The 14985-nt window shown below is 51.2% G+C and carries 20 protein-coding genes; 1 reads left to right on the forward strand and 19 read right to left on the reverse strand.

Going from position 1 to position 14985, the window contains the following annotated elements:
• Positions 1 to 102 precede the first annotated feature (102 nt).
• From VV089_RS00750 to VV089_RS00840, 19 genes are all read right to left on the reverse strand, one after another.
• On the reverse strand, positions 103 to 843 hold the full coding sequence (locus VV089_RS00750) for a phage head morphogenesis protein (RefSeq protein ID WP_334334567.1): 741 nt from the start codon (positions 841 to 843) through the stop codon (positions 103 to 105).
• Positions 843 to 2420 (reverse strand): DUF935 domain-containing protein, encoded by a 1578-nt coding sequence (locus VV089_RS00755; RefSeq protein WP_334334568.1) that lies wholly within the window; start codon positions 2418 to 2420, stop codon positions 843 to 845. Before VV089_RS00755 ends, VV089_RS00750 begins: the two co-directional genes overlap by 1 nt.
• Before the next feature lie 15 nt (positions 2421 to 2435).
• On the reverse strand, positions 2436 to 4202 hold the full coding sequence (terL, locus tag VV089_RS00760) for a phage terminase large subunit (protein ID WP_334334569.1): 1767 nt from the start codon (positions 4200 to 4202) through the stop codon (positions 2436 to 2438).
• A complete protein-coding gene (locus tag VV089_RS00765; protein WP_135991634.1) occupies positions 4195 to 4758 on the reverse strand; it encodes a phage protein Gp27 family protein in 564 nt (187 codons plus the stop codon). The genes terL and VV089_RS00765 overlap by 8 nt, the downstream gene beginning before the upstream one ends.
• A complete protein-coding gene (locus tag VV089_RS00770) occupies positions 4758 to 5072 on the reverse strand; it encodes a hypothetical protein (protein WP_135991633.1) in 315 nt (104 codons plus the stop codon). Before VV089_RS00770 ends, VV089_RS00765 begins: the two co-directional genes overlap by 1 nt.
• A 10-nt stretch (positions 5073 to 5082) precedes the next feature.
• Entirely contained in the window at positions 5083 to 5442 is a 360-nt protein-coding gene (locus tag VV089_RS00775) for a hypothetical protein (protein ID WP_334334570.1), read from the reverse strand.
• 6 nt (positions 5443 to 5448) lie between these two features.
• Entirely contained in the window at positions 5449 to 5763 is a 315-nt protein-coding gene (locus tag VV089_RS00780; RefSeq protein ID WP_334334571.1) for a hypothetical protein, read from the reverse strand.
• 127 nt (positions 5764 to 5890) lie between these two features.
• On the reverse strand, positions 5891 to 6220 hold the full coding sequence (locus VV089_RS00785) for a Mor transcription activator family protein (protein ID WP_334334572.1): 330 nt from the start codon (positions 6218 to 6220) through the stop codon (positions 5891 to 5893).
• A gap of 19 nt (positions 6221 to 6239) precedes the next feature.
• Positions 6240 to 7850: an N-acetylmuramoyl-L-alanine amidase gene (locus VV089_RS00790; RefSeq protein ID WP_334334573.1), complete on the reverse strand. Its 1611-nt coding sequence runs from the start codon at positions 7848 to 7850 to the stop codon at positions 6240 to 6242.
• 121 nt (positions 7851 to 7971) lie between these two features.
• Positions 7972 to 8655, reverse strand: coding sequence for a hypothetical protein (locus tag VV089_RS00795; protein WP_334334574.1), 684 nt, complete (start codon positions 8653 to 8655; stop codon positions 7972 to 7974).
• Positions 8655 to 8903, reverse strand: coding sequence for an AbrB/MazE/SpoVT family DNA-binding domain-containing protein (locus VV089_RS00800; RefSeq protein ID WP_334334575.1), 249 nt, complete (start codon positions 8901 to 8903; stop codon positions 8655 to 8657). Before VV089_RS00800 ends, VV089_RS00795 begins: the two co-directional genes overlap by 1 nt.
• Entirely contained in the window at positions 8900 to 9295 is a 396-nt protein-coding gene (locus VV089_RS00805) for a hypothetical protein (protein WP_334334576.1), read from the reverse strand. Before VV089_RS00805 ends, VV089_RS00800 begins: the two co-directional genes overlap by 4 nt.
• 19 nt (positions 9296 to 9314) lie before the next feature.
• Complete coding sequence (locus VV089_RS00810; RefSeq protein WP_334334577.1) at positions 9315 to 9560, reverse strand: hypothetical protein; 246 nt, start codon at positions 9558 to 9560, stop codon at positions 9315 to 9317.
• Positions 9523 to 9987, reverse strand: a complete 465-nt coding sequence (locus VV089_RS00815; protein ID WP_334334578.1) for a regulatory protein GemA — start codon at positions 9985 to 9987, stop codon at positions 9523 to 9525. The genes VV089_RS00810 and VV089_RS00815 overlap by 38 nt, the downstream gene beginning before the upstream one ends.
• A gap of 1 nt (position 9988) precedes the next feature.
• Positions 9989 to 10180: a hypothetical protein gene (locus VV089_RS00820; RefSeq protein ID WP_334334579.1), complete on the reverse strand. Its 192-nt coding sequence runs from the start codon at positions 10178 to 10180 to the stop codon at positions 9989 to 9991.
• Positions 10181 to 10194: 14 nt separating this feature from the next.
• Positions 10195 to 11160 (reverse strand): AAA family ATPase, encoded by a 966-nt coding sequence (locus VV089_RS00825; RefSeq protein WP_135992229.1) that lies wholly within the window; start codon positions 11158 to 11160, stop codon positions 10195 to 10197.
• Positions 11161 to 11213: 53 nt separating this feature from the next.
• Positions 11214 to 13328 (reverse strand): transposase, encoded by a 2115-nt coding sequence (locus tag VV089_RS00830; RefSeq protein WP_334334580.1) that lies wholly within the window; start codon positions 13326 to 13328, stop codon positions 11214 to 11216.
• Positions 13329 to 13342: 14 nt separating this feature from the next.
• A complete protein-coding gene (locus VV089_RS00835) occupies positions 13343 to 13546 on the reverse strand; it encodes a helix-turn-helix domain-containing protein (protein WP_160225173.1) in 204 nt (67 codons plus the stop codon).
• Between the two features lie 14 nt (positions 13547 to 13560).
• A complete protein-coding gene (locus VV089_RS00840) occupies positions 13561 to 13740 on the reverse strand; it encodes a DUF6906 family protein (RefSeq protein ID WP_334334581.1) in 180 nt (59 codons plus the stop codon).
• 225 nt (positions 13741 to 13965) lie between these two features.
• Here VV089_RS00840 and VV089_RS00845 point away from each other — a divergent pair, with 225 nt between their 5' ends.
• Positions 13966 to 14373, forward strand: coding sequence for a helix-turn-helix domain-containing protein (locus VV089_RS00845; protein ID WP_334334582.1), 408 nt, complete (start codon positions 13966 to 13968; stop codon positions 14371 to 14373).
• Positions 14374 to 14985 lie beyond the last annotated feature (612 nt).

Below are 14985 nucleotides of genomic sequence, written 5' to 3' on the forward strand. Positions count from 1 at the left end.
CCTTTGCGTTTTGATAGCGTTATTACGCGTTATAACGCCCTTTTAAGCTTCAAGGCGTTCCTCCCACTATGACATGACACCACAAGCCCTCTAGGAAGCCTCCTAGTCCGCCTCTCCGCCTTCAGGCTGCTTCCTCTCCCTGAACAGTTTCCTAAGTTCCGGGGAGATGCCTGTCATATCGGGCTTCCATACGCTCTTTGCCGGGTTGTTGGAGAAGCCCTTGTCCGGGAACTTCGGGAGTATCTCCCCCGTGGAGTAGTCAATGTCAAACGGTGCATCTGTCTCAACATGCAATCCCATCCTTTCCACCTGTTTCTTGGTCAGGCTCACCACCATGCAGCGGCACCGGAACCCGTTGGGTGGGTACCATACGTCCCATATGGGGTCATCTGCCCGGTACACCCTGCCTTCCATGACTGCATGTGACTCCCTCACATGACCGTCCCCGGCTGTCCGGTACCTCCAATATGGTCTCATCTTCATGGTTGTCTCGTCTGTCATGCTTTTATAGTGTCCTGCATTGAGGGCTGTCTGCATGTTCGTCCGGAAGATGTTGTCACTCTTCCACGGGTTGATGCCCTCATACCCATGCTCCTCAAGGAAGCGGTTCATGTCCTCCCGGAACTGCTCCTTGGTGGTTCCCTCCTCGGCTGCCTTCGTCAGGCAGTCAAGGAACTCCTGAAGGACTCCAAGGCTTGTATAGCCTGACACGGTGAAAGCCTTTGCCCGGCTCTCGTCATCAAGCAGTCTGTACTCCTCACTTGTCAGTGCCCTCTTCCCCTTCAGGAACGCCACCGCCTCCCTGAAGACAAAATCCTTTGCCAGTCCATACAATACATCCATCAGTCCATTGACCTCCCTATCAGGTGGGACAGGTAGATGCCCTGCTGTATCAGGTCTTCAAGCTCCGGGCTCTCCATTTCCTGATACAGTTCCCGGAGACCCTTCTCATCCTTCAGAACCTTTTGCAGCTCATCCATGTCCTCCGCCCTGTCAATCAGCCGGAAGATGGGCTTTACCATTTCCCGGAAGATGCCCTCTGCCTGCTTGTTGGCTGCGGATACGATTGCATCCACCTGTCTCTGCTCCTTCTGCCCTTCCTCCTGCTTCAGCTTCAGCTCCTCGGCTGTTTCCATTGGCGGCTGTGCCGCCGCCTGCGGCGGTCTCAACACCTCCTCGCCATCTTCCGGCTTGGGTATGTTGAATTTCTTGTATATATGGCTCTTGGGTATCTCAAGCCCCATGTCACAGGCAAGTGTCCGGTATATCTCAACGACTTCCTTCTGGTCTTCCACCTCATGGCAGTCAAAGCCAAAGAAGGGGATGTTTGCATCCGTCCCATAGTTGAACTCCACAAGCGGTCTGATGATGTCCCGGCGGATAGTCACCGCCAAGGCTTTCGCATCCGCCACCGTCAGGTCATGCCTGACCTCATCATGGGTCTTGGACTGTGCATAGGAGCCCCCTCCGCTGTCGGATGTGAGTGTCTGCCCAAGAATTGCCTTGCTTATCTGCTCATCACAGTACCGGGCAAGCTTCTCATAAATCTCTACGCTTGTGGTCTTCTGTGACTCAATGAACTCTATCATGGTGGAGCTCGGCACAATCCCGGCTGCATCCGTCCCAAGGCTGATGATAGCTTCCATGAGCTGCTTCTTGTCATCCTCTGATGCAGAGGCATCATACTTGCCAAGGCGGAGCGGCATCCCGAACACCTCACAGAAGCTCACCCAATCCTTGATGTCATAATTCTTGAACAGGTACATCCAAGAGACCACCCTCATAATGCCTGCCCTGCTCGCATGACCTGACTTTGCCTTGTACTTATGCACTACGAACTTGTTTTCAGGGAGCTCCACGCCGGAAGGGTATTCCTTTGTGCAGACCTTCAGCTCATCCGTGGTGCTGTCCCAAACAAGCTTTTTAGGGTGGACATACTCAATGTCCTCAATGACGTTCTTCCCGTCCTCTACCGTCCATGCAAGCTCCATGATGCTGATGCCCTTCCCTATGGCATCCAACATGTCTATCAGCACCTCGTCAAAGTTCTCAATCCCCTTGAGCTGCTCATCTATGAAGTCCGCTATCTCCTTGTCCGCCTCGTCTTCAGAGAATGGCTGCACCTCCCAATCAAGCCCCGTCACAGCAAGCTTGCGTGTCTGCATCTGTGAGAAGAGGTGGGTGTCCTTCTCCTCTATCTCCTCAAAGAGCTCCATCTGTGCCCGGACATTCCCCTCATCCGCCTCCCGGAAGATACGGGCAAGCCTGCGTGGTGTCAGCCCGTTGGATGGGTAGTCAGAGAACTTGTCATTGACATCCCCCACCGCCACCCTTGCGGTCACGGGTCTCCTGATGCCCGTGTCTTTGTCCGGGTTGAAGGGCAGCCCTTCCTTCTGCTTCCGTTTCTTATTCTTTGCCATGCTGTGTCTCACCTCCTAGTAGGCACCCTTGCTTCTCCGGAAACGTCTCCGAAGAACTGTCCTGTAATTTGCTTTTGATGCCACCGCCTTGATGCTCTGTGCAAGCTGCACCGCCATCTGAAGACCGTCCGGGGCATCATCATTTTTGCCCATTGGGAACTCCTGAAGCTGTTTCAGGAGCGTCTTGTGCTCCCGGTTGAATTTCAGGTACTTGTTCTTGATGACGGGCTGCAAGGACTCAATGCGGAGCACCTTGTTGACTGTGGACTGTATCTCCTCTATCGGGATGTACTCCCCTTCCTCTGCGGACTTGGCAGCCATGACCTCCTTGAAGAAGTATTGGAACTGCACCACCTCCACGCCGAACTTATAGAAGCCTTTCTTGTAGTCCCTCTTCAGCCTCCGGTTCATCTCAAACACATCATCAATGATGACATCCGGCTTCCGCTTCTCCACGGAGGCATCCGCCACATACATGTACCCGGTCTTGGTGGACAGGGCAAGGTTGATGATGGAGCTTGTGTCTGATTTCTTGTTTTTTCCAAGTGACGGGTCATTTGCTGCCACGAATACAAACTCCGGACTTGAGAAGTCCATGAGCTCCGGCTCGTAGTAATCAAACCATTCAGGATTGAAGGTTGCACTCTCCGGGTCAATCGGGTCATTCTGAAGCTCGGAGTTGAAAGATGCCACGCCTTCAGAGACCTTAATTTCCATCAGGTCATAATAGGACAGCTTCTCTTCCCAAAGAACTTCAGCTCCAAGGAGCATCTCCTCCTCATGTGCTTCATAAAAGGTCTTTGCATCCTCCTCATGGTTCTCATTGAAAAGATTGGTGTAGATGCTCTCCCATTCATCCCACAGCTTTGTATTGGCTGCTTCCGATATGACCGCCCTATATTTCTTGGTCTTATATCTTGGGTTCTGAAGCACGTTGTTGAGCAGGGAGTCATAGTGGAGTATGGTGCCTATATACATGATGTCTGTATAGGTGTCCCCTGCCTTTGAGACCGCCTTGTCAAACCAGTTCTTCAGCTTCCGCCTCTGCTCCGGCGTGTTGACGTTCTCATCATTCTCAATGTCATCCAGTACAATAAGGTCAGGTCTCCAGTTCCTGTGCCTCCTTCCCCTGACCTTCTTCCCGGAGCCGATTGCCTCCGCCTTGATGTCCGTCTTGGTCAGTATCACCCCTGTCCTCCATGCTTTCTCCCCTTTCAGAGAGCCAAAGTCCATGATGATGTTGCCATTGTCCTCAAGCTCCGTCTTGATGTCATCAAGGAAGCCCTCCGCCTGCTCGGATGAGTCAGACAGAATGAGGATGTAGTGCTTGTATGCGTACAGGATGGCATGGAGGCTGTCCTTGAAGGTGAAATTGGTTGACTTCGCATGACCACGGGGAGCCGCCACGACCTGCCGGGAGCCCTTCAGCCTTGAGATGACCTTGGCTTCCTTCAGGGGGTTCCTCCCCTTCATCACGCCCCGGCTCCATATACCGTCAAGCTCCTCATGGAAGTGTGGGGACTTCCGGATGAAGTAGTGGGGAAGGTACGCCCTCCCAAAGTAGGACATGTCAAAGGCGGCAAGCTCCTTTCTAAGCCCATGCTCTCCCATGAGCTCCTCCCCGGACAGGTACCGCTCATTCAGTTTTTTCCTTTCCTCCTGATGGTCAGAGCCCCGGAGCACATATTCCTCAAAGAGCTTGGTCTGATACTCCTCATTGCTCCTTGCCTCTGTGTCCACGTCCTCCTCAAGCTCCCTCATCCAGTTGTCAATATCAATCATCTTCCATCATCCGCTCCTTTGCCCTTGCCAGTATCTCCTTGAGCTGCTCCGCTGACTTCCCATCCTGCTTGATGACCTTGAGCATCTCGGACTCCATCTCACGGAAGGCAATGTCAGCCTTCCGCCTCATGTCCTGCCTTACCCTGTCCTTGTATACCTTTGTCCGGGACAGGGAGGCAATGAGCCTTCCTGCCTTGTCAAGGGGCATCTCATTGAACTCTTCCTCTGCGGTTGCCACCTTGTTCAGGAGCCCGTTCATGGTCAGGAGTATGGCGGCTTCTGTGTAGTCCGCCTCCGGGTTCTCCTTCACCACCTGTATCAGCCTGTCCGTCTGTGCCTGTGCCTCAAGGAGCCTCTGCATGGCGTTATTTGTCCGGGTGGCATACCTCCCCACGCTGGACTTTGATATGTCATAGCCCTCCCCCTTCAGGAATTGGCTAATATATTCATAGGTATTGGATGTGTCAGCAAGCATCACATCCACTTTCATCCGCAAGCCTTCAGGGAGCTCGTCAATCTTTGAGGTTATCCTCTGCTTGGTTCTTTTATCTCCCATCAGACATCAACCCCATTGTCCTCAATCGTACCTTCCGCAAGGTCTACGCCTTCCTTGGTGAGCTTGATGACTGCATCATTGGCATAGGCATTGTAGGCTGTGACCTTTTCCTCGGTAAATTCGATATATCCGGCTCCCTGAAGGTAATCAAGATACTTGCTGATGTCCGGGGATATGATGAGCCCGGCTGCTATCATGGCATTGGATAACTGCCTTGTGAGGGCTGTGTTGTTGTATCCCTTCACCAAGCACCGGATGATGTACCCCCTGATTGCCTTATTCTGCTTGATTTCTGCTTTTTCTAAGTCATTCACTTTGTTCACCTCACTCTTTTCTGCTGCTCTGCATTAGGAGCTTGTCAATCTTTCCGTCAATGCTCCTCATCCTGTCCTCCACCCCGTTCATGGAACGGAAGAAGTCCTCCCGGAGCACAAACGTGGTAGCAAAGTCACCCTTTATGTTATTGAGTTCCTGTTTGATGTTTGCTATGTCCTCATCCGTCTCCTCTTCCAACCTGTCAATTCTCTTATTCACTTTGTCATCATTCTCTTTAATCTGCTTTTTTATCTCTTCTGTGCTGCTCTTGAGGCTGCCTATCCACCCCTTGATGAAGAATGTTATCACTCCCAAGCCAAGGGTGATGACCCCTGCCATCACGTCAGAGAAAGATATAACATAGTCCATAGGCTCCTACTTTCTGATGAGCTTTTCTGCAAGCTCCGTGACCCTCTCCCATCCGTCCATGGACACCAACGCCACAATGAAGGCTGCTATGAATGATGCAAATACCATGAACCATTCAATAGCCACCCCGTAATGTGCCGCAAGCCCCAACAGGCAGACCGGGCAGAGGATAAGGGACAGGAGGATGACGGTCAGTGCTGTAGGCACCTTCCGGTCAAACCATGCCCACTTTTTGAGTGCCTCCGTGATGACTGACACGATAAATGCCATGACACCAATGAAGACGATAATCTGTGATACATCCGCTGTGAAATTCGTCATGCAAACCACTCCTTTTCTGTCAATTTTTTTGAGAATAACGCACAAAACAATAAGAGCATGTACTAAGTACATGCTCTTATCTTATACTCATTGCGAAAGACTCTTTAGGGGAAACATTTCCGGAAAATCACTCTCCGTTATCCATGTCAAAAAGGCTCATCTGCCCTATCATTGGCTCATCCTTCAGTATGTTCCCTATCTGCTTGGTGGTCAGGTTATACTTCTCTGCAAGCTGCTTTGAGTTGTATCCGTTCCACTCCTTCTTGATACGCCTGTTCCTTGCCGGGGCTATGATGTTCTCTGTCTTCGGGAAGTAGAGCTCATCCCCTTTGGCGTACTCACTTAGCTCAATGAACTTCTCAATCCCTATGATTTCCACCACAGGGCGGTAGCTTTCTGATATATCCTCCAACGTGGTCTCTTCAATGAGGGCTCTTGTGAGTTCATCCGCTGCCATCTCCGCCTCCTTCCCACTACTATGAGGCTTTCTTGGTGTAAGAGAGGCTTATCCATCCGGCTCCGGACTTCAGCCTGCCCCATCCGTCCTTTTCCTCCACAATGGTGTACTTGTTCTTCTTGCCTGCCTTCTCACGGATGGCTCCCACCACGCTGTGCCCGGTTCCGGCTCCGGAGCGGATGTTCAGCACGTCACAGGTGGTAGTGATGAGGTATGGCGTGAAGCCTGTGCCGCCTCCGGATGCAGTCGCCTTCTTGGTGTAGGAGAGGCTTATCCATCCGGCTCCGGACTTCAGCCTGCCCCATCCGTCCTTTTCCTCCACAATGGTGTACTTGTTCTTCTTGCCTGCCTTCTCACGGATGGCTCCCACCACGCTGTGCCCGGTTCCGGCTCCGGAGCGGATGTTCAGCACGTCACAGGTGGTAGTGATGAGGTATGGCGTGAAGCCTGCCTGCTGCTTGTCTTCGTCATCCGGCTTCTTGCCGGAGTCCTGTCCGCCGCTTCCTGCCTGACCGTTCCCGGCTCCCTTGATGGCATCCAGTATCTTCAGTATCTTTCCGCCATACCCTGCTCCGGCAGCCCATCCCTTGCCCTTCGGGTTCTCCTGTATTCCAAGGTACTCCACATACGGGGCACAGCCACGGGATACAAGGTCAAAGCGTGGGTCAATGCAGTCCTGCTTCAGCTTCGTGGTGTTGGCGTATGCTTTGAGGTGCTGCACCTGTGCCCGGATGCCAAGCTGTGGTGTGCTGAAGCTGTTCCCGGTCTCCCCGTTCTTGGTCACTCCCATACCACAGAAGTTATTCTGTGAGAGCTTCACCGCACTCCCGGAGAAGGTGAAGTTGCCCGTCTCAAGACAGCTCTGTGCAAAGGCAATGTCACCCCGGATGTTCTCCGCCTCTCCCTCGGACAGGTACAGCGGTATCATGTCAAGTACGCTCTGTGCAACGCTGCCATTCTTCGCCTTGATGTATGCCGCCATCTGCTCCGCTGTGGCTTCCGCCTTCCCGGTTATCTTGGTCATGCTGCCCTTGTCCTCTGCCTTGCCGCTGTCCATCCCATAATGCTCTGCTATGACCCTGCACTCTGCCTCTGCAAGCTTTCTAAGGTTGGAGTCATTGAGCAGCCATCTTGTCATCTTGGCATTGGTGTGGAAGGAGTGCTCAACAATATAGTAGTCTGTCAGCCCGGCAGCCCTCGCTCCTCTAAGCACCCCGTAATACTCTCCGCCGGATGAGCCCCTCCTTGTGGCTGTCCTTCCTGCCTGCACCGTCCCCATGGTGGAGGCTATTACCTTTGCAAGCTTCAGGGCAAGCCCGTCACAGTTCCCAATGTTGTCATAGCCACGGTACACCACTGGATAGTCCACGCTCTCCGTACCACAGGCATTGGAGTGGTCACTGATGAAGAGCACACATCCCTTTGCCGCATATCCACGGTCATAGAGCCCCCGGTCTGTAGCCTGACTGCTCCTTGTCAGGATGACCTCAAAGCCATATCCTTCCAGTATCTCCTTCTGCATCAGGTGGAGCTTCCACACCATGTCCGACTCGTAGTATTCCGGCACCACCGGAGACCTGTTATACTTGCCATAGTGCCCGGCATCAATACATATCTTTTTCTTTGCCATGATTATTCCTCCTTGTCTTCGCCTTCGCCTTCGTTTGCGTGGTAGATGGGCTGACCATCTGCTTCATTGATTTCCTCTTCGGTTGCCACTGCATCAAACAGCTCTTTCTTTTCTTCCATGGTTACTCCTCCTTTTCAGTGTCATAGTCTAATGTGATGGATGTCTTGGTCTCCACCAAGATGCTCTTCCTGATGCCCTCTATGGTTGCATCAATCATGTCCTCCGGCAGAAAAGCCCGGATGAGCTCTCCGTTCTTGATACGGTAGATGTACCACAGCTCCACATCAAAGTCCGGTACCTCATGCCCTTCCTGACCCAAGACAGAGATGAGGGTCTCCTTGTCCTTCTCAAACTCTCCCTTCAGCTTTTTCAGCAGGAGCTTCTTCTGCTTCTCGTCCGGCTTGATGCTCATTTCATCAAGGAACTCTGCAAGCGTGGTCTCAAAGGTGTAATCTCCTGTAAAGATTGCCTTCAGAGCCTTCTCAAATTTGCTGTCAAACTTGTAGCTCTTCTTGGTCTCCTCCTTGACCTTCATGCTGTATACCCCCTCACCCACAAGCTCCTTCAGCTTGTCCGGGTTCAGGATGTCAAGGCTCATGCTGTCCGTGATGGCAGCACTGCCCTCACCACCGTAAAACTTCACATACCTCACATTGTGGTCTTCCATGAGAGCCAAGCCCCTTGCCTGAAGCTCCGCCTTGTAGCTGTTCATCAGAGCCCGGCTCCTCTTCTGCTCCCTGTCAAGCTCCACACATGCCCCAATGAGCTGCTCATTGCTCATTGCCTTTGTTGTCTGCTCTCCCATTACTGTCCTCCTAACTTCTGATATGCCTTTGCTGCACAGGCTCCACAGATACCCTTCCCATGGAACTCCTGCACCCCGTCCGTCACGCCGCAAAAGTTACAGCGGAGCGTGTACGGTCTTATCCTGATTTCCCCCTGATGCTCCTCCACCACCATAGGGTCTTTTGGCTCAATGCCAAGCTCCCTCCGCATTGCCACCGGGATGCTGATTGACCCGTGGCTTGTCATCTTCTTATATGCTGTGCTCATGTCTGCTCCTCTCCGTCCGCTCCTGACGGACTCTTTTTCTTGTACTTTTGATAGTAGATACATTGCCTGACCTGTTCCGGCTCTGCCCTGATGTCAGCCGCTATGTCCTCATTGCTCCATCCGGCATTATGGAGAGCCATCACCCTGCCTGCATCAAGCCTTCTCCTCCTTGCAGGCTTTTCCTTTGGCTTTGGTGGAGGCTTGTTTTCAGGGAGCAGGAACTTCAGGAGGGCATCCGTACACGCTGCACAGAAGTGCATCCCATGTGTGGCTTCATCCACCGGATGCAGGATGTCTTCCCCCTCAAGCTCTACTACGTTTGGTATTATCTTGATAGCTGTCTTCTCAAGGACAGCTCCGCACCTGTCACATACAAACTGTATCTTTTTCAACCTCTCCGCCTCCTTCTCCTTAACTGCCATCCGTGTCAGGGGTGCCGCCCCGGAGCTGCTCCTCAAGCGTTTCCATGGCAGCAAGGTGGATATCAAGCATGTTGTTCTTCACATCATCCATGTCTAATCCACGCTTCAGCCCCTCCATGCCAACAAACACCTGAAGGAAGCCTGCTATCTGTGCCAGCTCCTTAACGCTGATGTCCTGACCCTCAAAATTCACCTTGTCATTTCTGACCGTTACAATCAGCTTGCAGTCCTGCATCCTGCCCCTCCTTTTCCTCCTGTCTCTTCACCATGCTCTTGAGTGCCTCAATCAGCTTGGAGCACTGCTGATAGTCAAGCCACTCCACCGCACTGACCCCGAACATCTTCCGGCACATGCCATTGACCCTTGCAGGCTTGTCCCACCCAAGCTCCTGCGTGAGCTTGTATATCTTCTTCCTTTGGTTCTCCGTGGGTGTGTTCCCTCCACGGTGCTTCCCACGCTCTGACTTCTTCACGGAGTCCTTCATGCCTCCAAGCACCCGGATGACCGTCTGAAGCTCCCGTTTGTTGAGAGCCTTGATGCTGTCCTTCCCCGTGTGTGCCTGTACAAGGAGATGAAGTTCCTCATCCGTGAGCTTCAGCTCCGGGCTCTTTGCAATGCCCCACACCCTCTTGATGCTCGGCTGTGATGTGTTCCCTGCCATGCTATCCTCTCCTCTCTTTCTTCCGCTTCAGGAACTCCGGTATCTGAATACATCCTTGGTCTGTAATGGTATCCGCCCGGACAGACACGCCCATGCACCCATATTTCTGAATGACACCATAGATGCCTGACAGCATCTCACGCCCCATCTCTTCCTCCTGCTCGTCTTTGATAACAACCTCCAATTTCTTCATACGCCCTCTCCTTCCTAAAGCATCATCATGTCGGATGCCTCACTCACAATCTTCATGGTTATCCGGGTCTCGCCCTTCTGCTTCAGGATACGGAGCACGTTGTTGAGTGTCCTATCCAACAGGCGGAAGCATCCGCTCTGTGTGTTGGTTGCCCGGCTTATCATCTCGCCCATGGCTGCCTCTTCGACCTCATAGCCCTCAAGGTAGTCCGCCACCTCATTCTTGGACAGCCCCTTCAGCTTGTAGTAGAAGTCCATCCGGTTCGCAAAACGGGCAAGGTTGCCCTTCAGCTCCGTCTCAAGCCTCGGCTCCCCGGCTATGACAATGCCCACATCCGACTGGTCAAAGATGCCCCGGAGTATCTCCATCTTCTTCTGTGTGTACTTGTTGATGAGCTTGTCCGCCTCGTCAATGATGAGCAGGAAGCCCTCATTGGTATTGAAAAACTCCCGGATACGGTTGACCCTCTTCCATATCGTTCCGCCATACCCTCTAGGGAGCCCTATCCCGTTTTCAATGGCTTCCACCAAGTCCCGGCAAGCCATGGTGTCATCACACTCAATGTATGCCACCCTCGGCAGCTCTGCATATTTCTTCAGGGCATGGGTCTTTCCCTGACCGGACTTCCCAACGATTATCCCAAGCCCCATATACTCCTGACATGCCTGACAAACTCCGATAGTCTGCACAAAATCCCGGCTCTCAAAAAACTCTACCTTCTTTTTGAGGATGCCTGCCTTGCCTCCCTCCGGTGCCTGACCGCCTTCCATCCCTCCGGATGCCTCAAGGAACTCCCTGACCTTCTTTTCCAGTTCGGTAGGGTCACTTGCATACTTCCCGTTGAGGTATTGGCTAAGTGCCGCCCTTGAGTAGTTCATCTTGAGGGCTGCCTCCGCCTTGGTCATCTTCAGCTCCGCCAGTCTCTCGTTCATCTGCTCCGCCAGTGTCTTCTCCGCTTTGTAGGTATTCAATGCTTCCATAGTTACAACCTTCCTTTCCTTTTCCTTCACTAAAACCTAACCTTGTCTTCCTGTCATCCGCCTATCGCTCTAAGCTTCTTGAGTGCGTTCTCCGCCTGCCTGCTCATGTATTCGCTGTCCCCTTCAGCCTCTTCCCTGCTTTCCGCCCGGAAGCCCTGCTGATAGGTTCTGTCCTTCGGGAGTGCTATGACTTTTGCCGCCTTCTCCTGCTTCTTGCCGCCTATCATCAGGTCAATGCCGCCAGTTGTCTCATTGAAGCCAACATACTGCTCATTGAGCTCCTCAAACGGTCTCCTTGCCTCCTCAAGCCTTTCCCTGTCACGCTTCTGCTGCCTCTTCTGCATCTTCAGGTGTTCCTCAAGGGCTTTCTGCGTGACCTTCGGTGCTATCTGAAGGAGTTCCTGACAGTACGCCTCACAGATACGCTTGCCCTTCTGGTCAAAGACGTACAGGACAGCCATGTCATCCGGGTCATACTTGATGTCAACCTTCCGCCCGATATAGTCACACAGCTCATCGGAGCGGTACTCATATCCCCATTTGGTGATGCCTATGTTGCGGACAAGCACGTTTTCTGACTTCATCATCAGCATGGTTGCATAGCTCTTAGGCGGTGCCGCCTTGAAGTACCTGTCCTCATTCATAAAGCAGTCATAAGGCTTTTTGTAGGTCTCCCCCATCTTCTTGAGCCCGGAGTGCTCCGTGTGCATGTAGACCGTTGTAAGCCACTCATGCCACTTTTCATAGAACTCTTCCAGTGTCAGGAGCTCTCCCCTCTCAAGCATCCGCTTGATGTCCTTCTCCACCTTGTCAGAAGTCTTGGAGCCCGTAAGCGTTCCCGTGTAGGATTTCATCCAACGGGTGAACTTATTGCAGACGGTACGGAAGAACCGCTCTATCTGCCCTTTGCTCCATGGCTCATAAGGCAGTGCCCGGTGGTCATCCTTGATGCCTATGCTCTTGTAGAAGCCCTGTGTCTCATTGTCAAAGTTCAAGCCGCTCCGGTCATTCCGGTCTCTTCCCGTCATGGTCTTGGCTGTATAGTCCTTGCCATTGTCTATGTAGAGGTACTCCGGAACCCCTCCCGGCTCTGAATAAATCATCTTGAGGAGGCTCTGCTTCAGGATGTCGGAGTTGGCATCCTTGCAGAGGACATCACCCATGATGACCCTGCTCCGCATGTCCACCCATGCCGCCAAGTGCGGCTTGATTGCTATGACCTTGCCATTGGGCTGCTTATAGCTCACCCAACAGTCAAAAGTATGCTCATCACCCATAACTATCTGCATCACCTGAAGCCCTTTGGTATCCCGGCTCCCCTTCACCATGACCTTGTTCTTGTATTCACGGGTGCCACGGGATGCAAGGAAGTAGGCGTTCCTCATGTTCTCATCCTCCATGAGATAGTTGATATACCTCACCACCGTCTGATAGGATGGTATCTTCTCCCATTCCGGCATCCCGGCTGTCAGGTTGATGTTTGCAATGGCTGTCAGCTTCTCATAGAGCATCTCACGGGTGCCTTGGTTCCGGGCAAAGTCCTCATTGAACCATATGTTTTTGATGACCTGCTTGACCTCCGGCTTGATGCTTGGGAAGCATCCGGTCTCCTTTGGCTTCCGGCATAGGCAGAGAACCTTGAAGAACTCATACCCTGCCCCTTCCTCCTTCTGAAGCTTGTCCGCCCATGCGGATGCCTCAAGGTATGCCTTGGTGTATCGGTACAAAGTCCTCTGCCCCTTCCCAAGGTGCTTCTGTGCGAACTCTTCAGCGTACTTTGTCCGGTCTCCCTCGTCATACTGAAGGAACTTCCTGACCACGTTCCCAAGCTCCACAGCCTTGTAGTATCTCTCCTTGTAGTTTTCAATGTACCAGTCAATGTCCATGTTCACATACCATGGTACTTCCGGCTTCTGCTCTGCTGTCTCCTGCCCTTCCGGAACCCCTTCCGTGAAGGATTTCAGCTTTTCCCTTTCCTTCCATGCGTTCCTTGCCTGTTTGGATAATGAGGAGACTGCCACAAGCACCACATCTTTTCCGCCCGTTTCTGACTTTTCGGTCTTGGTTTCAAAAGCCTGTTTTTTTCTTGACAGCCTCTGTGCCATTGTTTTATATTTGACCCCTTCCAGCTCCGCCGCTTCAGCCAATGTGACATATGCTTCAGCCAATCATCTCACCTCCTTCATGCCACCATCTCAATTTCCAGTATCCTTGATATTGCTTCAATGTATTTCTTACCACTACGCTCACCGACTAAAATCTTGTGGATATACTGCTTATTGCATCCAAGCAAAGCAGCAAGCTCCACCTGTGTCATGTTCTTGTCTATGAGCCTTTTCCTGACTTTCCTCCCAAAGGGTGTCAGTCTCGTCTGCTTTGTTGCCATCTGCTCACCTCACATTAAAGGCTCTTTGATACAATCTTTGTCCTTGGTTTCTGACCGACTTTTTTCAATGCTGTCCGGCTTACCACCTCCAAAGTATCAGGGAGGTTTTTCACTACAAGCCAGTTTTCCGGTATCAGTCCATGAGCCTTCATAATTTTTTTCTGCTCCCGTGTAGGGGCTTTCCCATTCTTCACTCGTTCCGTTCCTCCTGTTTTCTCATTTCTCTGCTACCCTGAACCGGGTGACTTTCTTTGTGCCGGAGAACTCCGGCTATTGAGATTTTCTTAGAAATTTGATATGCTTATTGGGTTACAAGTAACCCCCTTGCAAGTATAAGTATATCTTCGTATCCGAAGATTGTCAAGCCTTTTTCTTCGGATACGGTGATTTTTATTCGATTACGCAGAAAGTGAGGTATCATGGATATTAGTATGGATAGTATTGGAAATAGAATCAGAGAGAGAAGAAAAGAATTAAGGCTTACTCAAACAGATATGCACCGTGAATGTGGCATTACATCCGGAGCACTTAGTCAGATTGAGAACGGAAGCAGAGTCCCATCTGCTATTGCATTTTTCTCAATTTCACAAGCTTTGAATTGTAGCATGGAATATCTTATGACCGGAATATCTTCGGAAACGAAGAATATAGAAATCTTCGGAAACGAAAAAAAGCTTTTAGATGGTTTCCGGGAACTGTCTGAAGATGACCAAGAGGAGCTCTTAGGACTATTGGAACTGAAGCTACGGAAGACCCAAAAGGCAAGAGAGACAAGTGCAAAATCATCCGGATTGACAGATACAGAAAAAGGTAACATGGTGGGATAATTTTTTTGCTTTTTTTGGGTTACTTGTCACCCAAAAACTGTAGAATTGTTTTTCAGGGAAACATTTCCCCAAAGTGGGCTAAAAGCTTATAAAATAGGGCAATTCTACACATGCAATTCCAAAGCTCCATTTTGTAGAATTGATTTTATCCAATCCGGCTCCCACATGCCGGATACTGCTGCTGACAAGTAACGCCTATTTTTTCAAGCGTTACTTTCAAAAAACCTTTTATTTATGGGAGCTTTTGCGGTACTTACCCATGTTTCTAATTCTAAATCAGTAACGCAATAACGCCCCGTTATAACGCTTTCACTATTTTCAAGCACAAAAATCTAATGTATAATATCATTACAACCTTAAAGAACGGGGGAAAGTCGCAGAAACCCTATAAAATCAATGCTTCCTTGCACTCTCCTCCGTTCTCCTTCCTTAAACACATATAAAAAAGCATCTTAACAGCCTATTCACAAAATCGCTGTCAAAGATGCTTTATTTTCTCCCTCTCAAATTCGCCACAACCCTATATTTCACGGGGTTTCCCGGCATTTCCCACCCCCTCACGGATGTTCCCACTCATAAATACCTTTTTGTCATTTATTCTGTTAAGTTACA

Origin of the sequence: Candidatus Merdisoma sp. JLR.KK011 (genome assembly GCF_036941125.1) — a bacterium.
In the GTDB taxonomy this organism is placed as follows: Bacteria; Bacillota; Clostridia; order Lachnospirales; family Lachnospiraceae; genus Laedolimicola.